This window comes from Pseudomonas sp. AF32, from assembly GCF_022342325.2.
Taxonomy (GTDB): Bacteria; Pseudomonadota; Gammaproteobacteria; order Pseudomonadales; family Pseudomonadaceae; genus Aquipseudomonas; species Aquipseudomonas uvaldensis.
Genome location: NZ_RQJK02000010.1, coordinates 129,986 through 151,715, shown reverse-complemented (window position 1 = coordinate 151,715; position 21,730 = coordinate 129,986). Strand labels below are relative to the sequence as shown.

Here is a 21,730-nt window from a genome sequence, read left to right as displayed (position 1 = left end):
TTGTGGGGGGTGTTCAAAGGGTTAAAGATCCAACACCAGCACCGCTGTCTTCGATCGCGAACAGCAAGGCGTGAACTGATCGTTGCACGCCTGTTCGGCCTCGGTGAGGAACAGGTCGCGATGGTCCGGCACGCCTTCCAGCACCCGGGTCAGGCAAGTGCCACAGACCCCTTGTTCGCAGGAGATCGGAATGTCGATGCCATGGCTTTCCAGCACCTGCACCACGCTGCGGTCCGCCGGGATCTCGAACATCTGGCCACTGCTGGCAAGCTTCACCGAAAAGCGCCCATCGTCGCGTGTGTCGGTGGGCGTGGCGGCGAAGTATTCGCGGTGCAGGCAGGTGTCTTTCCATCCCAGGGCCCTGGCGGTGTCCAGTACATGTTGCATGAAACCGCCGGGGCCGCACACATAGAGATGCACATCGTTATCGGGTGCTGACAGTATCCGGGCGGCATCCAGCGCCGTTTCAGGCGCTTCGTCGAAATGCAGGAACACCCGGTCGGCATACGGCGACTGGCGCAGGCGCTCCAGGAAGGCCGCCCGTTCCCGGGACCGGGCGCAGTAATGCAACTCGAACGATGCGCCACTCTGGGCCAGCTGCTCGGCCATGCACAGGATCGGCGTGATGCCGATGCCTCCGGCAAACAGCAGATGGCGTCGGGCCTGGGGGGCGAGGGGAAACAGATTACGCGGTTCGCTGATGTGCAACCGTGCGCCCGGCAGGATCTGTTCATGCAAACTGCGGGAGCCGCCTCGCGACGTCGGGTCCTTGAGTACGCCGATGAGGTAGCGATGCCGTTCCTCTGGATGGTTGCACAGCGAGTACTGGCGAATCAGGCCGCCGGGCAGGTGCACATCGATATGGGCGCCGGCGGTGAACGTCGGCAGCGGCCCCCCATCGACAGGTGCCAGCTCGTAGCTGCAGATGTCCAGGGCTTCGTCGCGCCGGGCAGTGACCTGGACCTCGATCATGGCCGCTGCTCCCCGAGTTGAGGTTGGCGGGTGTTGGCGATCAATGCGGCCTGGGTCTCCTGTTCACGAGCGATCCAGCGCTCCAGCACCCGCCGCGATTGTACGCCGCCGGCATCGATGTTCAGCTTGAGCAGGTTGCGTTGCGGGTGATCCAGCAGATTGCGCTGTTGACGCTCGAGCATTTCCAGGTCTTCGCTGAAAATCTTGCCCTGGCCCTCACGAATGGTGGCAGTGAGGGCTTCGTCCTGAGGCTGGAAATGCCGGGCCATGCCCCAGAAGTACCAGATGGACGTCTCGGTTTCCGGTGTAATGAAATCCACCACGATGCTCGACGCCTTGAACTGTGGCGCCGCGTGGTAGCCCCCGTTGCCGGCATGGGCGACGCCGACTTCGATCATGACATGGCTGGGTGGGGTGAAGCGGCAGATCTGCCAGCGGTCCACGGGCACGTCGTCTGCCAGGTTGTTGCCACGCAAGGCCATGCGCCAGAAGGGCGGGGCCATGATTTTTTCCATGTGCCGGGCGGTGATCACCTCGTCGCCTTCCACCGTGGTGACCGGTGGCGCTTCATCGATTTCCTTCTGGCCGATGCTCGACGCGTGCACGTAGGTTTCGTGGGTCAGGTCCATCAGATTGTCGATCATCAGACGGTAATCGCAATTGATATGAAACAGGCCCCCGCCATAGGCCCATTCGTCGTTCTCTGCCCATTCCAGCGGATGGATCAGCGCCGGATCGGCCTGTGCCTGGTCACCGGGCCAGACCCAGATAAACCCATGACGTTCCTGCACCGCAAAGGTCTTGTTGCAAGGGAAACCGCGTACGCGCTGTCCCGGCATCTCGACGGTCTTGCCGTCGCACCCCATCACCAGGCCGTGATAACCGCACACCAGATTGCCATTCTCGACATACCCCAGGGATAGCGGGGCGCCACGGTGAGGGCAGAAGTCTTCCACGGCAGCGACGTTGCCTTCGTGTCCACGGTAGAAAACCATTTTTTCACCGCAGATCTGTCGACCCAGTGGTTTGCCGGCGATTTCATCGGGGGTGCACGCAACGTACCAGGCGTTCTTGGGATACATGAGGGATCTCCAGGGCGATTTTGTTTTTGTGGATCCATTAAGTCTCTTAACTAGTTTTGATGTCAATGGTTTCCTGATGCAATCGAAGTTTTTCATCTTTTAATGGATCCATTGGCGCAAAACCGACTTGTTGAACCAATTCGTACGGGGTTGGCTCGAAAGGGTGCGAGGGCCATACTTTCACGCACCCTTGCGTTGCACTGCGGAGTGATTGATGAAGAATCAAGCGGTACTGACTGAACAGGATGTCGCGCAATTGCTGGTGGCTGCCAAGGAGCTGGCGCACCAGCGTCAATGGGCCGTGTCGGTCTGTGTCGTGGACGAAGGAGGCCATCCGTTGGGGCTGTTGCGCCTGGACGATGCGTCACCGTTATCGACCTACATTGCCCTGGAAAAAGCCCGCACCGCTGCCATGGGCCGGCGGGACAGCAAGTTTTACGAAGACATGATCAATGGGGGGCGCCACGCCTTCCTCAGCGCACCGCACCTGCATGGGATGCTCGAAGGTGGCGTGGTCATTCGGCACGACGGACGGTGCATCGGCGCCATTGGTGTGTCCGGGGTCAAGGCTGAACAGGACGCCGAACTGGCGCGGCTGGCGGTAGGGACCGTGTTGCCGATGCTTTCGCCCGATGCTTGATGAGGCATCGACAGGCGTCGATCTGTGGGAGCAAGCCCTGCTCGCGATGGCGGAGGGTCAGCAAAGATGTGACTGATACAACGTCATCGCGAGCAGGGCTCGCTCCCACAGAATTTGCTTTTATAGAATTCGCTTCCACAGCGCGATTGCACAAATGTTCCAGACGCCGTCCCCCGCAGCGGTTAATCTGCTGCGAGCCGATGACTCAAGACAGGGCGACTCATGACTTCGCGTAACTGGATCGATCTCAAGCAGGACGCCACGTCCGGTATCGAGACCGTGCGCGCGCATTTCGAAGGGCATGCGTACGACCCCCATTGGCACGATGCCTACCTGGTGGGCGTGACCGAGCAGGGCGTGCAGCAGTTCCATTGCCGTCGCCAGCAGCACAACAGCACGCCAGGCCAGGTGTTCCTGCTCGAGCCGGGCGAGATTCACGACGGCAACGCCCCCCACGCCAGCGGTTTTACTTACCGTACGTTGTATCTGCAGCCCCACTGGTTAGAGCGGGAGCTGCGCTCGCTGTTTGACGTGGCGCCGGATAACGCGCAACTCGGCTTCGCCGCCACGCTTGCACAGGATCCGCAATTGGCCCACGCCACGGCCGTTGCGTTCCAGAGCCTGCACCAGCAGGAAATCCGCATCGTGCGCCAGACCGCCCTCGACACCTTGCTGGCTGACCTGACCCGGCATCTGCACTGGCGGGCACGGATCAATCCCGATCCACGGCTGCCATTGGTGGCGCAGCAAGCGCGTGATTATTTGCACAGCCACCTGAGCGATGACATCGGCCTGGATGACTTGGCACGGGCCACCGGCGTGGATCGCTTTCGCCTGACCCGTGCCTTCAAGGCCGCGTTCGGACTGGCGCCCCATGCTTATCTGATCCAGTTGCGACTGGCCCGCGCCAGGCGTTTGCTGGCACGCGGCGAGAGCGTCGTGGCGGTGGCCGCCTCGCTCGGGTTTGCCGATCAGAGTCACTTGGGCCGCTGGTTCCAGCGTGCCTATCGCATGACTCCCGCGGACTACCGCAAGCGCTGCTCAAACGTTCCAGACTGAACGACGCCTCATCGGGATGATCGAGCCACGATCATTCACCGAGACGTTGTTCCATGGACCAGTTACTGCCGTTTGCCTTGTTCGCGTTTGTCGCCTCCATCACCCCGGGCCCCACCAATATCCTGGTCTTGAGCCACAGCTCGCGCTTCGGCCTGCCGACTACCGTGCCGATCATCCTGGGGGCCTGCGCGGCAGCGGCGTTGCTGGTGCTATTGGTCGGCACCGGGCTGGGGGATGTGTTGACGCGCCATGGGACGATCCAGGCAGTGCTGTCCTGGGCCGGCATCGCCTGGTTGAGTTGGATGGCCTGGCAGATTTTCAGCGCACCGGCCCAGGCCATCGACCCCGAGCAACCCGTCGAAGGCCCTCGGCTCGGGCTGGCTGGGGCGGCGGCGTTGCAGTTGGTCAACCCGAAGACCTGGATGATGGCCCTGGCGGTGGTCAGCGTTTTTGCCGGCAGCGAGATCGAACGCACAGCGCGGGTGCTCTGGTTGTCCCTGGCGTTCTTTGTGATTTCGATTCCTTGCATGACCGTCTGGGCCTACCTGGGACTCGGCGCTGCGCGATTCTGCCGCTCCGCCGAGGCGATGGGCCGGTTCAACCGGGTCATGGCGGTGTTGTTGCTGGTGTCGGCGTGGCTGACGCTGGTGGTGTGAGGGACGGGGTGGTCTGCAACCCCTTGCAACGGTTGGAGGGTTCCCAAGGACAGGTGTTTCCGAGAGCATCGTCCGCGCCTCGGCTCAGGTTCGTGACCTGACCGATTCCCAATCGCCCCCAAGGATGGAGGTTCACCATGTCTACCCTCGATACCCATGTCGAGTTTATCCAGGCCAGGCTGCCCGCCTGGCTGAAGAAAGCCTCACGGCCCCGGCAGGAGCGCTTCAGGACGCTTGCCCGGCAATTGCAGCGCGACAGCGACGCGCTCAACGCGTTGCTGATCGGCCTGACGCCTCCGGAGATTTTTGCCGCGAACCTGTTGCAGGCCCAGCCGGAGGTGCAGGCCTGGCGTCCGTTCAATGGCAGCCGGAGCGCGGCGGCCGCGGTACGTCGGGCGCGGGTCAAACGCGGTCCCTACGTCACCGATTCATCGCTGTCGGTGATCGAGGCTGCCATGCGCAACTATCCGCCGGCCGATGCGGTTGCCGGCAGTGATTTCGACAAAAAGGGTGAGTTGTACATTCAGGGCCGGCGTGGCGAGTTTTATCGCTGGGGCGCGCCCTCTGACACGACGGCGCTGCCGACCACGCCCGCCGGCTTCGCGGCGCTCTGCCGGCGTGTGGATGTGGGCGGCGCGTACCAGCGCCTTCTGGAAGACCATTTGCCACGTATCGGCACCGAGGTTCCTGCCGTTGCCAGGGCCTACATCACCTATGCGCGCAGCCTGCTGGCCTATGACGCTTATGAAGCGAAGCTGGACGGACGCCTGGACGAAACCGGAGAGCGCCTGCTGGCCCATGCCGGGGTGCGGCTGCACGACGCCGTTGTCGCCCTCGGCTGTGAGGTCAAGTCGCTCCAGGTGCTGACGGTGCCGCTCTTCGGTGCCCGCGTGTATTGGGGGCTGGAAGGGGACGCCCAGGGCAATCGCCCTGTAGTCCTGCACTTGCCCCATGATGCGGTGGCGCCCGTCAAGCAGTTCCACAGCGTCCAGGCCATGGCGGCGCATTTGACCGAACGGCTGCGCAAGCGCAGTTACCGCGAGAGCTTGATGCGTTATTTCCCGGAGCGCCTGCGGGCGCGTATCGGCGCGACCCTGCACGATCAGGTGGAGTGGGAGATCAAGGATAACCCCAATCTCTTCCAGGAGATTCACGCCCGTATCGAAGGATGGCGCGAGGGCGAACCGGGAGAGGGGGGAGACAGTCGTCGCGTTCGCGTGCCAACTCCCCGTGTAGCCTGGGACGTGGGCGACGTGCGCGGGGATCACTGGCACGACCGCTACCGTGAATGGCGCGCCCACACGCTGGCCAACGCTTCAGCGCTGATGGTGCCGACCCGTGACCTCGACTGGCAGGCCTGGATGGCCCGGCTCGAGTACTGGGAAAGCCTGGCCGAGCGCTCGCTGATGCTCGCCGCCAGCTTCATCCCGTTTTGTGCCCCGGTGGGGATGGCGGCGGCAGCGGTGGGCGGCGTCCGCCTGATCTATGAAGTATTCGAGGGCATTCAGGCCTTCAACGAAGGACACGCTCAGGAAGGCATCGATCATATCTTCAACGTGTTGTTCGGCATCGCCCAAGGCGCTTACCTGGGGTTCGTCGGCGGCGCAATGGAGCCCATGCCGATGCGTGACGGTAGCACGCGACTCTGGAATGGCGATCTCACCCCTTACCGGGCACGTCGCTTGCCGCCTGTGGAAGCCGAGCAGGATGCCTGGGGGGTCTGGCGCACCGAGGACCAAGCGTGGGTACAGGTCGAAGGGCATTATTACGAAGTGCAGGGCAGGCGCGATGCAATGAGCCTGCGCTTACCCGCCGAGCACCGGGGCGTGACGCCGCTTCTGGAATGGAGCCGTAGCCGCGGCTGGCAGTGGGCGCACCGCAACCCGCTGCAGCGGAGCAGTCTGGAGCTGCTGCGAAATTTTGCCGAGACGCCCGGCGAACTGGACGACGACAGAATGCTTATTGTGCAAAGGCAGGCCGGCGCCAGCGAAGAGCACCTGCGGTACTTGCAAATGAACGGGCAGCCGATGCCGGCGCTGCTCGCCGATGCCCTGGATGAAGCCCGTAACTGGCAGTGGGTGCAGCAGGCCATCGGGCATTTGCGCCGCGGCGAATCGCCTGGGGCCTTGCATTATCAGATCGCCCATACACTTGCGGACTTGCCCGGCTGGCCAGGAAAACTGGCGCTGCGCTACCGGGATCGCCTGGGGGAGCATCTCAGGGGGGAAGCCGCCGCTACGCGAATCCTGGACCTGAGCAGCATGGATCTGGCGCAGGACGCCTGGGCCGATCATATCCTCGCCGGCCTGAGCGTGGATGAGCGGGACAGGTTATTGGGGCAAAGCACCATTGGCCCGCGCCCGGCCGAGCTCAGCGACCTGTTGGCGGGGCACTGGGCCGATCATCTGGAGCGCCACGCCGGGCAGTTGAGTTCGGCCATGGTCCGACCCGATGAACTCGATCCGCTGGCGGCCCCCGTGGCCCAGGCCTTCAAGAGCCTGTCGCGTTCCATGGCCAACGAACTTGCCCGGCAATCCCATGGCCAGGAGCGGTTGCGTCTGCGGGAGGGCCGGGTAACGGGAAGCCTGGGCAAACTGTGCGCGCAGGCCCAGGATGAACTGCGCCTGACCCGAGTGCTGCGTAACCTGGAGCGCGGCGAAAGCAGTGCCGACCGGGACCGGATCGTCATGGGACTGCTGGGCGATCTACCGGAATTGCGAGGCAAGCTGCACCTTCGCCTGTTCTCGCGAGAGCTGGAGCAGCCGCTGGAAATGGGCGTGGACGGGCCGTTGAAAGTCATTCGTCAGGACGGCGGAGAATACCTTTCTTTCGACGAGGAAGGCGTTGAACTGGCTGCGGTCCCGAGCCTGGAGGAAGCCTTGCTCAGGGCAATGTCGGACGAGGCTCGCAATGCGCTGGGCTTGAACATCTGGGACGCGGCACGGTTTCGCAGGAAACTGCTCGACCTGGCCCTCGACGATCGACAAGGCCTACGGCCGTACCTGTCGCTCAAGCGCCTCGATAGCGGTGCATACTCCCCGCAATGGCTGAACGGGAGTTTGGGTTATCCGCTCAGCGGCCGTGGGCGGTTGCCATTGCTGCGTTGGCGCGCGAGCCTCGCGGCGCGTCTGGAACAGTTATTTCCCTACTACGCCGGTGATGCCCTGGAAAGGCTTCAGTGGAGCCTGAACGAGCAAGCCGAGCGCGAAGGTATCAGCCTGGATGATCTGGTTACCCGGTTGAGCAATGAGTGGGCCACCCTGGATACCGCGTTGCAACAATGGGAGCTTTTCGAGGGCGTCCATCATCCCGTCGAAAATGAGTACGCACGTGCGGATGTGCTCTTCAGTCGCCAGAGCGTGGCGAAGGAAATCCGTCGTGCGTGGCGGCGTGAACCCGAGCCGGGCAGGGACGACAGTGAACTGATACTGCGCCTGTCCGGATGGGACATCGGTCGGCTGCCTCCCGTCAGTGTGCGTTTCGACCACATCGAGGAATTGACCCTGGCCCATATGAACCTGGACCAGGACCCCTCGGATTTCCTGAGGTTGTTCCCCAATCTCGATACTTTGCGCCTGCATGGCAATAAACTGACCGCGGTGCCCGTGGCGGTGGGAGAGTTTGCGTCGTTGATAGAGCTTTCGCTGGGGGCGAATCCGCTCAACATGGATGCCAGTGTCTTTGCTCCGCTCCTGGGTGAAGACCGTGCCGTCAGCCTGCGGCAGTTGCACTTGTCGCAGATAAGCAGTGCGGGGGACGTCGTGGGCAGCGCACATCTGGTCGTGGCGATACGCCGTCTGGCTGAGCTGCCTGCCCTGCGTGAGCTGGTCTGGTCGGACAACCTGAACTTCACCCTCGAGGAGCTGCAGGCCATCACCGCTTTGCCCGGACTGCAGGGTTTGGACCTGGTGCGCTGTGGCCTGCGCCTGGATGAAGAGGGCAGCGCGTTTCTGCGTGCCGCCACGGACCTGCAGGATTTGCGCTTGAGTGGCAATAATTGCCGCGAACTGCCTGACCTGCCGGAACTCACATCCCTCACTGAGCTGGAGCTGGCTAACGCAGGGCTCGACCGGGTACCGCCCCTGGCGCTGAGGGTGCTCTCAAGGCCCTCGAGCGATCCGATTTTCGTTGACCTGAAAGGGAACCGCATCACCCACATCCAGGATGATCTGATCCCCGCCCTTGAGGCCATGCCAAGGGAGAATGTGCTCGGGTTGTGGTTGGAGGATAACCCGTTGCCCAGCGCGCAGATTCAGGCTCTTCGTGCCTTGGACGCAGAAGCTTTCCGTTATACCGTCGATGACTGGCTTAACCTCTTTCCCGATCTTCAGCGAGCCCTGGAAGCCGCTCGCGACGACGCCGGGGGACGCCGTTTCATCGATTGGTTCAGCGGGGCCATCCGCGATGCCGATGCCGAAGCGCCCGGCGGACTGTCACTTGGCGAGCGCCAGAGGGCCGCGGCCATCCTGCAGTTCTATATTGGCTCCCCGGCGATTTACCCGGAACTGGTCACACGGCTGGCGGATTTCGATCTACAATTGGGCCAACTGCGTACGCGCCTGCAAGCGCGCGTCCTGGACAGGCAACAACCGGATATCGCCGAACTGGAGCTGCATTTCCTATCGTTCGAGTCGATCCAGCGCTCGCGACTTGAACCCCAGAGCGTACCTTTCGCGGGGTTCCTGGCAGACCACTACAGCTATTGGAACCAGGTGCTGACGACCCGCTATCCAGAGGCCGCGCAGCGTTACGCAGCGATTACCCGCGAGGCCTACATCGACTGGCTCAGTGACGCTCAGGACACCTTCAACAGCAACGACCAGACGCCTCGGGTAGGGGAGATGACCTGGCGTCCCTACCTGGGCTTGATGTCTCATGAATGGCCCGAAGGACTGGCTCTCTGGGACCGGGTGGAGGAGGATCTGGTGGATGCTTTCAGCGAGCCCGTGGACCCGTCCCGTTGGCCTCGGGTACTGCTGGATAATCTCGTCCGGCCGGAAGCGGACCTGCCCAGTGCCCTGGAAGAAGTACCGCAAGCCAACGGAACCGTGTGGCGCCGCGTCGGCCTCGAAGGCGTGGCGGATGTGAACTGGGCCGCCGGGGAGCCCGTAATGCTCACCGAAGACCAGTTGCGGCGAACCATGGCGATCTATCGTTCGGTCAAGAGCCGGGAGATCGAAGTGCTGGTGCGTCGCCTGACCACTGAGCTGGTGGATCCCTGGTGGCCGTTGCGACCGGCACCGCCGCCAGCGGCAACCGTCTGATGGAGCTGCCTGGCTATCGCCCATGGGCAGCGGCTGTCAGGTGGCCTGGAACACCAGGGCTTTCAGGCCACAGGCGATATCCGCATCGGGAAACTCCGGCGGATTCTCCAGGCGCCGCACGAAGGCCAGCCCCGGTGCTTCCCGGGTAACGCCTTCGATGAGGAAGTCCGGGCCTGTGGCCGGATCGTTGCTGCAGGCCAGGACCGTCCCCAGGGGCGCCAGCAGTTCCGGTAGCCGGCGCAGGACGCGTTGGTAGTCCTTGGTCAGCAGGAAGCTGCCTTTCTGGAACGTCGGCGGGTCGATAATGACCAGATCGTAGGGGCCGCTGTTGATCACCTTGCCCCAGGACTTGAACAGGTCATGCCCCAGGAAGCTGACCTGATTCAGGTCATGGCCGTTCAGGCGATGGTTGTCGCGGCCACGACTCAGGGCCGCACGGGACATGTCCAGGTTCACCACATGCCGGGCGCCCCCTGCGATGGCCGCCACCGAGAAGCCGCAGGTGTAAGCGAACAGGTTGAGCACCCGCTTGCCGTCAGCATTGGCCCTCACCCAGTCGCGACCGTAGCGCATGTCCAGGAACAACCCATTGTTCTGCTTCTTGCCCAGGTCAATCCTGTAGCGCAGGCCACCTTCGGTGAGGGTCCATTCGTCGATCGGCTCGCCCACCAGCCATTGGGTAAGGCTTTGAGGGAGGTAGCGGTGTTGCACGGCCAGGGTATGGGCCGTGCTGTACTCCCAGGCAGGCGAGGCGGCGAGGCTTTGCAGCATCGAGAGCAGCTCCTCCAACTGCGCCGGCTCGGGCTCCTTGAACAGCGAAACCAGCACAATCCCCTGCAGCCAGTCGACGGTAATCTGCTCCAGCCCAGGCCAGCAACGACCACGACCATGGAACAGACGCCGGGTTTCTTCGGGTACGGACGCCAGGGCCGTCAGCAAATGCGATTGCAGGGTTTGAAGGGCTTGAGGGTTCATCAGGCGACACCAGCGATTCGAAAGGCCGGCATTTTAACCACCGGCCGTTCAGGTGCAATCACCCGCCGCTGGTGGCGAGGATACTGGCGACCTGCTGTGGCTGGCAGTTGAGATAGGCCGACCGCTTGAGCCAGCCCGGATCCGGGTACCAGGAAAACATGAATTGCCCACCCTTGAGCTTGTCGATGACCTGGCGTGCCACCTGGGGCCGCACGGCAGGGCAGCCCTGGCTGCGTCCGATGCGCCCCTGGCGCAGGCTCCAGAGGGGATTCACGTAGTCGGCGGCATGGATCACGATGGCGCGATCCCGGGCCTGGTCATTGAAGCCCGGTTCAAGGCCATCCATGCGCAGCGAATAGCCATGGGCGCCTTGATAGCTCTCCTGCGTGCGAAACAGTCCGAGGCTGGACTGGTAACTGCCCAGGCGATTGGAAAATTGCGTGGCGAAGTTTTCCCCGGATTTCTGCCCGTGAGCCACCAGGTCACGCAGGACCAGCTTCTTCTGGCGCAGATCAAAGATCCACAGGCGCCGGGCCGTGGACGGTTGGGAGTAGTCGATCACCGCGAGGTGGCGAGCCTGGCGCGCACCGTTGGCAACTGCGCACTGCATCGCACTCAAGGCACTTTTGAGCGCTTGGGGATTGAGTTCCGGCGCGGCGTGGGCGAGGCTGTTGTAAAGCGTTTGAGAACTTGCCTTATCGGCCAGTGCCGGACCGCACAAGACACCGAGGCCCGTCACGACCAGACAGAGTCGGCGAATGAAAGTCAGCGCGGATGAAAGGTTTCCAGGCAGAGAGAGAGTCGCGGCATCCCGTCCGTATTCGTTGGTTTGCATCATGATGGCGGGTCTTACCTGTCGCAAAGTTCACCGTCAACGAGACGGCCATGGATTGGAGTAAAGCAGTTGTTCAAAAAGTCCGTATGTTACTTGAGCCTTTTATGGCTCGCTTCGCCATTGGTCGCGACGGCCGGTGACGTTTCGTTTGGCGATCCGGTCCCGGTGAGCACTACGCTGGCGCAATTGTCGGTTAACTGTCCGGCGCTGGCGGCGGGTGTCGACTTTCCGACGATGCTGAGTTTGCAGGCGTTCTATGAGCAAAACGCAGGCCAGGCCGTCTGGTCGGGCGACGAACGACTGGCGGCGCTGCGAACCCAATTGGAGCAACTGGCCGATGATGGGCTGGAACCGTCCCGCTACAGTTGGCCGGCCGCAGACGCGTCCGGGAGTGCTGCCTGCATGGACATCGCTATCAGCCAACGTTACCTGCAAGCCTTGCACGACCTGCGTTTCGGCTACTTGCCTCAGGACCGGCTGGAGCCGGTATGGAAAGCCAATCCGCAGCCACAGGACCGTCAGGCCACGGTGCTGGCAATCGCCTCGGTAGGGTTGCAAGACCTGGCCGGCGCCTTCGAGCAGGCCCGGCCGAGCCTGGCGTTGTATCGCAACTTGCGCCAGGTTTATGCCCGGCAACGGCAGCAGCCTATTGCCGACTGGCAGCCAGTACCCAGTGGCGCGCTGTTACAGCCGGACAAGCGCGATGCCCGCGTCCCGGTCCTGGCCCAGCGGCTGTTCAACGAGGGGTATCTGAGTGAACTGCCACTGGACCTCGACGAGCACTACGGGCCGACGCTGGTCGAAGCAATGAAAAGCTTTCAGCTCCAGCATTCGCTGCAAGCCGACGGCGTGGTCGGACCGTGGACCGTGACTGAGTTGAACATCAGCCCGGCCATGCGACGCGAACAGCTGCGTATCAACCTGGAACGCATGCGTTGGATGGCCCAGGACCTGGAGCCGGACAGCGTTCTGGTCAACGTCGCCGCAGCCCAGTTGACGGTCTACCAGGGCGGGTCCCCGGTCTGGCAGACCCGTACCCAGGTCGGGCGGGCGGAGCGGGAAACGCCCTTGCTCAAATCCCGGGTCACGCGCCTGACGCTCAACCCCACCTGGACCATTCCCCCGACGATCCTGCGTGAAGACAAACTGCCCGAGATCCGTCGCGATCCGGAATTCCTCGGCCGGCAAAACCTGAGGATAATCGACAGGGACGGTCTGCCGCTGACCGCCACCGATATCGACTGGGACCATCCCGGCGACCTCATGCTGCGCCAGGATCCCGGACCGAAGAATCCGCTGGGCAAAATGGCAATCCGTTTTCCCAATCCGTTTTCGGTGTACCTGCATGACACTCCCAGCCAGGCCCTGTTCAGCAAAGGGCCGCGGGCGTTCAGTTCGGGCTGCGTGCGAATCGAACAAGTGATGCACCTGCGGGACTTGCTGCTCAGTCCCGCCGAACGCGCCCGCACCGAAACGCTGTTGGCCAGCGAACAGACCCATGAGTTCAGGCTGGCCAGGCCCGTGCCGATCCTGATGGGCTACTGGACAGCGCAGGCCGACAGTCAGGGGCAGCCGGTGTACATCCCGGATATCTACAAGCGTGACGCTGCCCTGTCTGCTGCCGGGAGTCGCGCGCTTTAAACGGACTGGACGCATTCGGCATCGGCGTGAACCCATGCCGTTGCGTCCGAGCGTATGAACAGCCGCTGGCCGAGGGCAAAGGCCGATTCCAGATGAATCGAGGGATCCAGGGTTTCCGATTCGAGCAAACGCTGAGAGCTCATCACTTGGGCACCGCAATAATCGAAGATGCCATGGTCGATCTGCGTGGTCATCGCCTCGTCGTAGCCATGACGTTGGAACGAATCGGCATCGGCACCACCGACGCCCACCAGGTGCACCCGCAAGCGTTGCAGTTGTTTGATGAACGGCTTGTCCATACTGAAATCGAACGCCCAGCCGTTGGAGAAAACACGGTCGATCCAGCCCTTGAGCAACGCCGGCATCGACCACCAATAAATCGGATACACCAGAACCAGCGCATCGGCACGGTCGATCCTGGCTTGTTCGGCCAGTACATCCGCGGGCGGCGGGGCTTGGCGGTGATGTACCGCGTGATCGGCGAACCCGAACCGTGGATCGAAGCCTTCGGCGGCCAGGTCAGCAATCTCGAAGGTATCGGCGGGGTTGGCGTGGGCAATGCCCTCGGCGATTCTTGTAGCAATGCTATGGGTCAGGGAGCGAGGGTCGTGATGGGCCACCACAATGAGTGCATGCATGGCGAAACTCCTGCTGTCACGCAAACCGCAAAGCGGTATGCTGGGGTTAAGTTACGTTTGGTAAGCTACTATAAGTAAGCTACGATTAGTAAGTTACGGTTGGTAAAGTAAGCATGTCAAGTCATGAGCAAAATCCATCTTCCGCTCCCCCTCGTCGTCGCCTCTCCAGGGAGGACCGGCAAAGGCAACTGCTGGACGTCGCTTGGCGATTGGTTCGGGAGGAAGGCAGCGAAGCCTTGACCCTGGCGCGGCTCGCTGAGCAGGCGGGGGTGACCAAGCCCATCGTGTATGACCATTTCCTTACCCGACCGGGGCTGCTGGCGGCGCTTTATCAGGATTACGACGCGCGCCAGACGGCGCTCATGGACGCCGCCCTGGAGGCGAGCGAAGCCACCCTGCGGGGGCGGGCCGCAGTCATTGCTTGCTCCTATGTCGATTGCGTGCAGCAACAGGGGCGGGAGATTCCGGGGGTCATCGCTGCGCTGGACAGTTCGCCGGAGCTGGAGAGCATCAAGCGCGAATACGAGGCGATTTTCCTGGATAAGTGTCGTGCCGTGCTGGAGCCGTTCGCTGGCCCCAGGGGCATCGGCCAAGCGGGATTGCGGGCGATGCTCGGCGCCGCCGAAGCGTTATCCGATGCAGCAGCCAGTGGGGACATCAGCACGGACGAGGCCAAGCAAGAGCTGTTCCTGAACATTGTCGCGATGGTTGAGCGGACCATCGACATTCCCGTCGCCTGACCCATCGCTATAGCGGACAAGCCTTGCTTCCACTGGCTTGCTTGCACAGCCAGCGCGCACAGGCCTGGGAGCGGGCCAGAAAAAACGAACCCCGAGTGCGTTTCCCGGTTCTTAATTATGTCCTGCAACACGGGGACACCTGGCGGGGCTGCGGTCTTGCCCATCCGACACCGCGACCAGAGGAGGCGAAATGCCCAACTCCTTCCCTTCGCCCTGGTGGAAGAGCGCCGTGATCTATCAGGTGTATCCGCGCTCGTTTGCCGATGCCAACGGCGATGGCATGGGGGACCTGGCGGGCCTGGCTGCGCGCCTGGACCATCTGCAACACCTGGGTGTGGACGCCTTGTGGCTGTCGCCTGTCTTTCGTTCGCCCATGTGCGACGGCGGCTACGACATCTGCGACTACACCGACGTCGACCCGCTGTTCGGCACCCTCGCAGATCTGGACGAGTTGATTGCCCAGGCCCACGAGCGCGACCTGAAGGTGCTGCTCGATTTCGTGCCCAACCACACCTCCGACCAGCACCCATGGTTCATCGAGTCCCGGTCCAGTCGCGACAACCCCAAGCGCGACTGGTACATCTGGCGTGACCAGCCCAACAATTGGCGCGCCTCCATTGACGGTGGCAGCGCCTGGACCTGGGACGAAACCAGCCAGCAGTATTACCTGCATTTTTTCCTGCCCCAGCAACCCGATCTCAACTGGCACAACCCGGAGGTGGTGGCGGCCATGCACCAGGTGCTGCATTTCTGGTTGAAGCGCGGGGTGGACGGGTTTCGCATCGATGTGGTGCATTGCGTGGGCAAGGACCCGAGTTTCGCCGACGATCCGCGTTGCCTGGCGGGTGAATCCATGGTCAAGATCAATGACCAGCCCTACAGCCATGAAGTGTTGCGCGGCCTGCGTCGGCTGGTGGATAGCTACCCTGGCGACCGGGTCCTGATCGGTGAGGTGAATATTCGTTCCACCGCCCAGGTAGCCGCCTATTACGGCGCGAGCGATGAGTTGCACATGTCCTTCAACTTTCCGCCGCTGGATGCGCCTTGGGATCCAGTGATTTTCCGCATGTGCATTCGTGAGGTGGAAAACGACCTGGGGCCGTTGCAGGCGTGGCCGACCTGGGTGCTGTCCAACCACGATAGCAGTCGCCATCGCAGCCGCTATGGCGGGTCTCTGCGCCGGGCCAGGGCGGCAGCGGTCATGTTGCTGGCCCTGCGCGGCACGCCGTTCATTTATCAAGGTGAAGAGTTGGGGCTGGAGGACACTGTGGTCACGGCGCAGACCCGCGTCGATCCGGGTGGACGGGACGGCAGCCGTGCCCCGTTGCCGTGGACTGTCCAGCCACCCCACGGTTGGCGAGGACAGACGCCGTGGCTGCCGTTTGCCCCACAGGCCGGCGTCTTGTCCGTACAGGCCCAGGAAAACGCCAGTGACTCCACCCTGGCGTTGTACCGCCGGCTGTTGGCCTGTCGTCGCCGCAGTCCGGCGTTGCGCCTGGGGGACTGGGAAGAGCTGCCGTCGCACCCGCAAGTCCTGGCGTGGCGGCGCTATTGCGACGATGACGAGCGGCTGGTCTGCATCAATTTCGCCGACAACGAACACACGTTTCCCCTGGCGGCTTGCTGGCGCGTTGAAGTCGCCAGCGACGGTCAGGGCGAAGGCCAGCCGTTCAGCGGCCGATTGAGCGCCGAGCAGGCCGTGATCCTGTGTCGATGAGGACCGCACAATGAAAGCCAACTGGCACCGCAACACCCTGATCTACCAGATCGACCCTTCGCTGTTCTACGACAGCAACGGCGACGGCCAGGGGGATATCAAAGGCATCATCGAGAAACTCGATTACTTGCAGGCGCTCGGCGTCGGCGCACTCTGGCTGATGCCGCTGTACCGTTCGCCCTTCAAGGATGCCGGTTACGATGTCAGCGACTTCCTGGGCCTGGACCCTCGTTTCGGCAGTGAAGAGGACCTGCGGCAGTTAATCGTGAAGGCTGCAGAGCGGGGCATCCGGGTCATCCTCGAACTGGTGGTGCAGCACACCTCCGATCAGCATCCCTGGTTCCTTCGGGCGCGACGTGACAAGAACAGTATCTACCGCGACTATTACCTGTGGTCCGACACACCTGTGGACGATGGCAACCAGCCGATCTTTCCCTCTGTGGAGGACAGCATCTGGCAATGGGACGAGCAGGCCGGGCAATTCTATCGGCACCTGTTCTATCGCCACGAACCGGACCTCAACCTCGCCAACCCGCGGGTCGTCGAGGCCATCGAACGCGTCATGGTGCATTGGCTGGAGCTGGGGATCGCCGGGTTTCGCCTCGATGCGGCCTCGCACCTGGTGGAGCAGGCCGGCGGTGGGGAGGAAAAACGGGGCGTCTGGCTGCTGGAGCGGTTGTACAAGTGCATGACCCGAATCAATCCCGAAGGTGTGCTGATGGGAGAGGTGGATGTCGAGCCGGAGCGCTACCGCCATTATTTCGGAACAGGCGAGCGGCTGGGGCTGGTGCTGGATTTCTGGGTCAATAACCACTTGTTCCTGGCGCTGGCACGAGGCGAGGCCGAACCGTTGCAGCGGGCCATCGATCGACGCCCGACGCCGCCGGATGGCGCCAACTATGCGGTGTGGCTGCGTAACCATGACGAACTGGACCTGGAGAGACTCACCGCAGAGGAGCGTGAGGAGGTGATGCGGGCCTTCGCTCCGCAAGCGAACATGCGTTTGTATGGCCGGGGCATCCGTCGGCGTCTGGCACCGATGCTCGAAGGTGATGTACGCCGCCAGGCGATGGCCCAGGCATTGTTGCTGTCGCTGCCCGGCACGCCCATCGTGCGGTACGGAGAAGAAATCGGCATGGGCGATGATTTGTCCCGTCCCGAGCGTTTGTCGGTGCGCGCTCCGATGCAATGGAACGACTCGACCAACGCCGGTTTTTCAACGGCCCGTTGCCTGCCCGCGCCGTTGATCGAGCAAGGGCCGTTCGCCTACACGCAGTTGAACGTTGCGCGCCAGCAGGACGACCCCCAATCGCTGTTGGCCCGCACCCGACGCCTGCTCTTGGCGCGGGCCGGGCTGGAAGAGGTGGGCAACGGCAAGCCTGAGTGTCTGGCGTCGGATCATCCGGCGGTGCTCGCCATTGCCCATGTGTGCGCAGCCACTTCGGTGATGATTACCAACCTCTGCGACGAAACCGTCAGCCTGAAACTGCGAGGGCTGGACCTGTCCGGTTTCGAGGAAATCGTTTCGGACGGTCCCTATGCGGCTCCGACAGACCAGCGCCTGGAACTGCAGGGCTACGGCTACCGCTGGTTTCGCCGCAGGGCCTCAGTGGGGCCGCGCCACGCCGCGTAGCAGGTTCGCACTGAGCTTATCGGCGTTGCAACTGGCGACGTTGGCCAGCGATACCATGCCCACGAGGCGTTTGTCGCGATTGACCACGGGCAACCGACGTTTTTCGAGCTGGGCCATGTTCTTGGCGACATGATCGATTTCTTCGTCTTCGAAGCAATAGCGCACCTCATCGCTCATGATCCGGCTGACCGGGGTGTCCAGGTCCATGCCATCGGCCATGGCGCGAATCACCAGATCGCGGTCGGTGATCATCCCGGCCATCCGGTCATCCTGGTTGATGATCAGCGCACCGATATCGGCCTGGCGCATGATTTGCGCGACTTCGCGCAGCGGTGTGTCGGGTGAAACGGTGCGGATTTCCCGGCTCATGATTTCATTGATTTTCATCGTTGAATCTCCTCTTTCGGGTTGATCAGCAAGCCTGAGGCCGGGCGCTGCGAAGGCTCCATGCAGTGCCGTGGCCGGCTCCTGTCTATTGTGAAAATCCTGGGTGGCGATGGTTCAGCATTTTTATCCCAGGGTCTGGAGGGGGTGCACTTTTATGAAGCCGGGAGGGGCAGGGCGCACCATGGGAATGCAAGAGTCAGGGGCGGGGAAGCGAAGGGCTGGAGCCGGGAATCGGGGCGAGGCGTTCGCGAGCAAGCCCGCTCCCACAGGGGGATGCAGCCGGCGAAAGCCTGCATGAATCTTTGAAAGCGTGGTTTGGCACGCTCGCTGCAAGAGGCTATCCAGGCCCACCGTGAACGCAATCGAGTGGGCAGCCCCGTCGGTCAACGAAGATCGAATGCCAACAGGTCGGGGAACATAACGGTAGTTCGAGGCGCAGGCGCCAGGTCGATACCGTACAGAACAGGCAAAGACGCCTGGAACCGCAAGGTTTCAGGCGTCTTTTTTTGCTTCCAAGAACCGTGATGGGCTTTTGTAGGGTGCTTTATATGAATTCCAACGTCGCTTCCCTGAACAAGCTGCAAACGCTGATCGTGATCGGCAATGGCATGGTCGGCCATCACTGCGTCGAACAACTGATCGAACGCGGTGCCCTCAACCAGTACCGCTTGCATGTGTTCAGCGAAGAGCCGATGCGTGCCTATGACCGCGTGCACCTGTCCGAGTATTTCTCCGGCCGTGATGCCGAGTCCCTGGCCCTCGGCGAAGCTTCGTTGTATCAGACCCCCGGCGTTACGCTGCACCTGGGCGTACCGGTGCTGGAAATCGACCGTCAGGCACGCCAGGTGGTCACCGCCGGCGAGCGCATCGGTTACGACAAGCTGGTGCTCGCCACCGGTTCCTATCCGTTCGTGCCACCGATCCAGGGCGCCGAAGGCGATGCCTGCCTGGTCTACCGCACCCTCGAAGACCTCGACGCGATCCGTGCCGCCGCCAGCAATGCTCGCCGTGGCGTGGTGGTCGGGGGTGGCCTGTTGGGTCTTGAGGCGGCCAACGCCCTCAAGACCCTGGGCCTGGAAGCCCATGTGGTGGAATTCGCGCCGCGACTGATGCCGGTGCAACTGGACGAGCAGGGCGGCCTGGCTCTCAAGGCTCGCATCGAGTCGCTGGGCGTCGGCGTGCACCTGTCCAAGGGCACTCAGTCCATCAGCCCCGGTGAGCAGTACCGCTATCGGATGAACTTCGGCGACGATGATTTCCTGGAAACCGACCTGATCGTGTTTTCTGCCGGTATCCGCGCCCAGGATGCCCTGGCTCGCCAGAGTGAATTGCAGATCGGCCCACGGGGTGGCGTGGTGATCGATGACCAATGCCTGAGCAGTGACCCGGACATCTACGCCATCGGCGAATGCGCGGCCTGGAATGGCAGCATCTTCGGCCTGGTTGCGCCGGGTTACCAGATGGCCCGCAGTGTCGCCGCCCGGTTGTGTGGAGAAAACAGCGAGCCGTTCACCGGCGCCGACATGTCCACCAAACTCAAGCTGCTGGGCGTGGACGTCGGCTCGATCGGCGATGCCCACGGCAATACCCCCGGCTCGCGCAGCTTCCAGTTCATTGACCAGACCAGCGCCAGTTATCGACGATTAGTGGTGGACGCCGATGGCAAGCGGGTGATCGGCGCGGTGCTGGTGGGCGACAACAGCTACTACGACACCCTGCTGCAATACATGCAGAACGGCATCGCCTTGCCCAAGGACGCCGCGAGCCTGATCCTGCCGTCGTCCGCAGGCGCACCGACACTGGGCCCGGCCGCGCTGCCAGAATCCGCCACTGTCTGCTCGTGCCACAACGTCACCAAGGGTTCGATCTGTTCGGCCATTGACGGCGGCTGCACCGATCTTGGTCAGTTGAAGTGCGACACCAAGGCCGGCACCGGTTGCGGGGGCTGCGCTGCATTGGTCAAGCAGGTCTTCGAACACGAACTGATCGCCCGGGGCGTCAGCGTCGACAAGAGCCTGTGCGAACACTTCGCCTACACCCGCCAGGAGCTGTACGCGCTGGTGCGGGTGGAGGGCATCATCAGTTTCGAAGAACTGCTGGCCAAGCACGGACGCGGGCACACCGGTTGCGACCTGTGCAAACCGGCAGTGGGCTCGATCCTGGCGTCGTGCTGGAACCAGCCGATCATGGATCCGTCGCTGGTGCCGTTGCAGGACACTAACGACACCTTCATGGCGAACATGCAGAAAAACGGCACCTATTCAGTGGTGCCGCGCATTGCCGGAGGGGAAATCACCGCCGACAAGTTGATCGCCATCGGCGTGGTCGCCAAGAAATACGACCTCTACACCAAGATTACCGGTGGCCAGCGCATCGACCTATTCGGCGCGCAGTTGCACCAGTTGCCGGACATCTGGGCCGAACTGATCGAAGCCGGTTTCGAAACCGGTCATGCCTACGGCAAATCCACTCGCACGGTGAAATCCTGCGTGGGCAGCACCTGGTGCCGCTACGGTGTGCAGGACAGCGTGCAGATGGCCCTGACGATCGAAGATCGCTACAAGGGCCTGCGTTCGCCCCACAAACTCAAGTTCGCGGTGTCGGGTTGCACCCGTGAATGCGCCGAGGCCCAGAGCAAGGACGTTGGCGTGATCGCCACCGAGAAAGGCTGGAACCTGTACCTGGCCGGTAACGGCGGCATGCGTCCCCGCCACGCGGAGCTGTTCGCCACCGACCTGGATGACGCCACCCTGATCCGCTACATCGACCGTTTCCTGATGTTCTACATCCGCACCGCCGACAAGCTGCAACGCACCTCGGTCTGGCGCGAAAGCCTCGAAGGTGGGCTGGATTACCTCAAGGAGGTGATCATCGACGACAGCCTGGGCCTGGGCGCCGAGCTTGAAGCCCAGATGCAATTGGTGGTCGACCGCTATGAATGCGAATGGGCCAACGCTCTCAAGGACCCGGAAAAACTCAAGCGTTTCCGCACCTTCGTCAACGACGGTCGCGGCGACCCGGATGTTCATTTCGTCAGGGAACGCGGTCAGCGCCGGCCGGTTCATGCTGGCGAACTTCACCTGATTCCCGTCACCGAGGAGGTGCTCTGATGAGCCAGTCAAACGTCGTTCGTATTCCCGTTGCCGAAGCCCAGGTGCAGTGGCGTCCGCTGTGCAGCCGCCAGGACCTGGTGCCCAACTCCGGTGTGGTCGCCTGGCACGACGGTAGTCAGATCGCGCTGCTGTACCTGCCGGAGCAGGCCGACAAGCCGCTCTACGCGATCGACAACCGCGACCCCAAGTCCGGCGCGAACGTTATCGGCCGCGGCCTGCTGGGCAGCATCAAGGGTGAGCTGGTGATTGCGTCGCCGATGTACAAGCAACATTTCCGCCTGGAAGACGGCCATTGCCTGGAGTATCCCGAGCAACGCCTGCGGGTGTGGCCGGTGCGGCTCAATGGTGATGTGGTGGAGATCGGCGAAGACTGATCAA

At 62.7% G+C, this 21,730-nt stretch carries 16 protein-coding genes; 10 read left to right on the top strand and 6 right to left on the bottom strand.

What is annotated here, in order from left to right; translation table 11 throughout:
* Positions 1 to 21 precede the first annotated feature (21 nt).
* Positions 22 to 972 carry a PDR/VanB family oxidoreductase gene (locus tag EGM97_RS11870; RefSeq protein WP_238964618.1) on the bottom strand — a complete coding sequence of 317 codons (951 nt, stop codon included), beginning with the start codon at positions 970 to 972 and terminating at the stop codon, positions 22 to 24.
* Positions 969 to 2,054, bottom strand: a complete 1,086-nt coding sequence (locus EGM97_RS11865) for an aromatic ring-hydroxylating dioxygenase subunit alpha (protein ID WP_238964620.1) — start codon at positions 2,052 to 2,054, stop codon at positions 969 to 971. The genes EGM97_RS11870 and EGM97_RS11865 overlap by 4 nt, the downstream gene beginning before the upstream one ends.
* Before the next feature lie 214 nt (positions 2,055 to 2,268).
* Here EGM97_RS11865 and EGM97_RS11860 point away from each other — a divergent pair, with 214 nt between their 5' ends.
* The 4 genes from EGM97_RS11860 to EGM97_RS11845 all read left to right on the top strand — a co-directional run bounded on the left by EGM97_RS11860 (position 2,269) and on the right by EGM97_RS11845 (position 9,673).
* Positions 2,269 to 2,694: a GlcG/HbpS family heme-binding protein gene (locus EGM97_RS11860; RefSeq protein WP_053156813.1), complete on the top strand. Its 426-nt coding sequence runs from the start codon at positions 2,269 to 2,271 to the stop codon at positions 2,692 to 2,694.
* Positions 2,695 to 2,916: 222 nt separating this feature from the next.
* A complete protein-coding gene (locus EGM97_RS11855) occupies positions 2,917 to 3,753 on the top strand; it encodes an AraC family transcriptional regulator (RefSeq protein ID WP_238964622.1) in 837 nt (278 codons plus the stop codon).
* Positions 3,754 to 3,806: 53 nt separating this feature from the next.
* Positions 3,807 to 4,409: a LysE family translocator gene (locus EGM97_RS11850; protein ID WP_238964624.1), complete on the top strand. Its 603-nt coding sequence runs from the start codon at positions 3,807 to 3,809 to the stop codon at positions 4,407 to 4,409.
* Between the two features lie 137 nt (positions 4,410 to 4,546).
* On the top strand, positions 4,547 to 9,673 hold the full coding sequence (locus EGM97_RS11845; RefSeq protein ID WP_238964625.1) for a leucine-rich repeat domain-containing protein: 5,127 nt from the start codon (positions 4,547 to 4,549) through the stop codon (positions 9,671 to 9,673).
* Positions 9,674 to 9,709: 36 nt separating this feature from the next.
* Here EGM97_RS11845 and EGM97_RS11840 read toward each other — a convergent pair whose 3' ends face one another.
* On the bottom strand, positions 9,710 to 10,648 hold the full coding sequence (locus tag EGM97_RS11840; protein WP_238964626.1) for a class I SAM-dependent methyltransferase: 939 nt from the start codon (positions 10,646 to 10,648) through the stop codon (positions 9,710 to 9,712).
* Positions 10,649 to 10,706: 58 nt separating this feature from the next.
* Positions 10,707 to 11,387 carry a murein L,D-transpeptidase catalytic domain family protein gene (locus EGM97_RS11835; RefSeq protein ID WP_238964711.1) on the bottom strand — a complete coding sequence of 227 codons (681 nt, stop codon included), beginning with the start codon at positions 11,385 to 11,387 and terminating at the stop codon, positions 10,707 to 10,709.
* 165 nt (positions 11,388 to 11,552) lie between these two features.
* On the opposite strand from EGM97_RS11835, the gene EGM97_RS11830 reads away from it, so the two are divergent.
* A complete protein-coding gene (locus EGM97_RS11830; RefSeq protein WP_238964627.1) occupies positions 11,553 to 13,124 on the top strand; it encodes a L,D-transpeptidase family protein in 1,572 nt (523 codons plus the stop codon).
* Here the strand turns inward: EGM97_RS11830 and EGM97_RS11825 are convergent.
* Positions 13,121 to 13,762: an NAD(P)H-dependent oxidoreductase gene (locus EGM97_RS11825; protein ID WP_238964628.1), complete on the bottom strand. Its 642-nt coding sequence runs from the start codon at positions 13,760 to 13,762 to the stop codon at positions 13,121 to 13,123. The two genes, EGM97_RS11830 and EGM97_RS11825, sit on opposite strands and share 4 nt — an antisense overlap.
* A gap of 113 nt (positions 13,763 to 13,875) precedes the next feature.
* Between EGM97_RS11825 and EGM97_RS11820 the strand changes: the two genes are divergently transcribed.
* The 3 genes from EGM97_RS11820 (at position 13,876) to EGM97_RS11810 (ending at position 17,852) form a co-directional block, all read left to right on the top strand.
* Positions 13,876 to 14,502 carry a TetR/AcrR family transcriptional regulator gene (locus EGM97_RS11820; RefSeq protein WP_238964629.1) on the top strand — a complete coding sequence of 209 codons (627 nt, stop codon included), beginning with the start codon at positions 13,876 to 13,878 and terminating at the stop codon, positions 14,500 to 14,502.
* Between the two features lie 190 nt (positions 14,503 to 14,692).
* A complete protein-coding gene (locus EGM97_RS11815) occupies positions 14,693 to 16,219 on the top strand; it encodes an alpha-amylase family glycosyl hydrolase (protein WP_238964630.1) in 1,527 nt (508 codons plus the stop codon).
* 10 nt (positions 16,220 to 16,229) lie between these two features.
* Positions 16,230 to 17,852 (top strand): alpha-amylase family protein, encoded by a 1,623-nt coding sequence (locus EGM97_RS11810; protein ID WP_238964631.1) that lies wholly within the window; start codon positions 16,230 to 16,232, stop codon positions 17,850 to 17,852.
* Here the strand turns inward: EGM97_RS11810 and EGM97_RS11805 are convergent.
* Positions 17,826 to 18,239, bottom strand: coding sequence for a CBS domain-containing protein (locus EGM97_RS11805; protein ID WP_238964632.1), 414 nt, complete (start codon positions 18,237 to 18,239; stop codon positions 17,826 to 17,828). The two genes, EGM97_RS11810 and EGM97_RS11805, sit on opposite strands and share 27 nt — an antisense overlap.
* Positions 18,240 to 18,787: 548 nt before the next feature.
* On the opposite strand from EGM97_RS11805, the gene nirB reads away from it, so the two are divergent.
* Complete coding sequence (gene nirB / locus EGM97_RS11800) at positions 18,788 to 21,349, top strand: nitrite reductase large subunit NirB (RefSeq protein WP_238964633.1); 2,562 nt, start codon at positions 18,788 to 18,790, stop codon at positions 21,347 to 21,349.
* Positions 21,349 to 21,726 carry a nitrite reductase small subunit NirD gene (gene nirD, locus EGM97_RS11795; protein ID WP_238964634.1) on the top strand — a complete coding sequence of 126 codons (378 nt, stop codon included), beginning with the start codon at positions 21,349 to 21,351 and terminating at the stop codon, positions 21,724 to 21,726. The genes nirB and nirD overlap by 1 nt, the downstream gene beginning before the upstream one ends.
* The last annotated feature ends 4 nt before the right edge of the window (positions 21,727 to 21,730 follow it).

Excerpts from the sequence above, each read along its gene's own strand:
- EGM97_RS11870 (WP_238964618.1), bottom strand. The coding sequence starts at position 972 with ATGATCGAGGTCCAGGTCACTGCCCGGCGCGACGAAGCCCTGGACATC.
- EGM97_RS11865 (WP_238964620.1), bottom strand. The coding sequence starts at position 2,054 with ATGTATCCCAAGAACGCCTGGTACGTTGCGTGCACCCCCGATGAAATC.
- EGM97_RS11860 (WP_053156813.1), top strand. The coding sequence starts at position 2,269 with ATGAAGAATCAAGCGGTACTGACTGAACAGGATGTCGCGCAATTGCTG.
- EGM97_RS11855 (WP_238964622.1), top strand. The coding sequence starts at position 2,917 with ATGACTTCGCGTAACTGGATCGATCTCAAGCAGGACGCCACGTCCGGT.
- EGM97_RS11850 (WP_238964624.1), top strand. The coding sequence starts at position 3,807 with ATGGACCAGTTACTGCCGTTTGCCTTGTTCGCGTTTGTCGCCTCCATC.
- EGM97_RS11845 (WP_238964625.1), top strand. The coding sequence starts at position 4,547 with ATGTCTACCCTCGATACCCATGTCGAGTTTATCCAGGCCAGGCTGCCC.
- EGM97_RS11840 (WP_238964626.1), bottom strand. The coding sequence starts at position 10,648 with ATGAACCCTCAAGCCCTTCAAACCCTGCAATCGCATTTGCTGACGGCC.
- EGM97_RS11825 (WP_238964628.1), bottom strand. The coding sequence starts at position 13,762 with ATGCATGCACTCATTGTGGTGGCCCATCACGACCCTCGCTCCCTGACC.
- EGM97_RS11820 (WP_238964629.1), top strand. The coding sequence starts at position 13,876 with ATGTCAAGTCATGAGCAAAATCCATCTTCCGCTCCCCCTCGTCGTCGC.
- EGM97_RS11815 (WP_238964630.1), top strand. The coding sequence starts at position 14,693 with ATGCCCAACTCCTTCCCTTCGCCCTGGTGGAAGAGCGCCGTGATCTAT.
- EGM97_RS11810 (WP_238964631.1), top strand. The coding sequence starts at position 16,230 with ATGAAAGCCAACTGGCACCGCAACACCCTGATCTACCAGATCGACCCT.
- EGM97_RS11805 (WP_238964632.1), bottom strand. The coding sequence starts at position 18,239 with ATGAAAATCAATGAAATCATGAGCCGGGAAATCCGCACCGTTTCACCC.
- nirB (WP_238964633.1), top strand. The coding sequence starts at position 18,788 with ATGAATTCCAACGTCGCTTCCCTGAACAAGCTGCAAACGCTGATCGTG.
- nirD (WP_238964634.1), top strand. The coding sequence starts at position 21,349 with ATGAGCCAGTCAAACGTCGTTCGTATTCCCGTTGCCGAAGCCCAGGTG.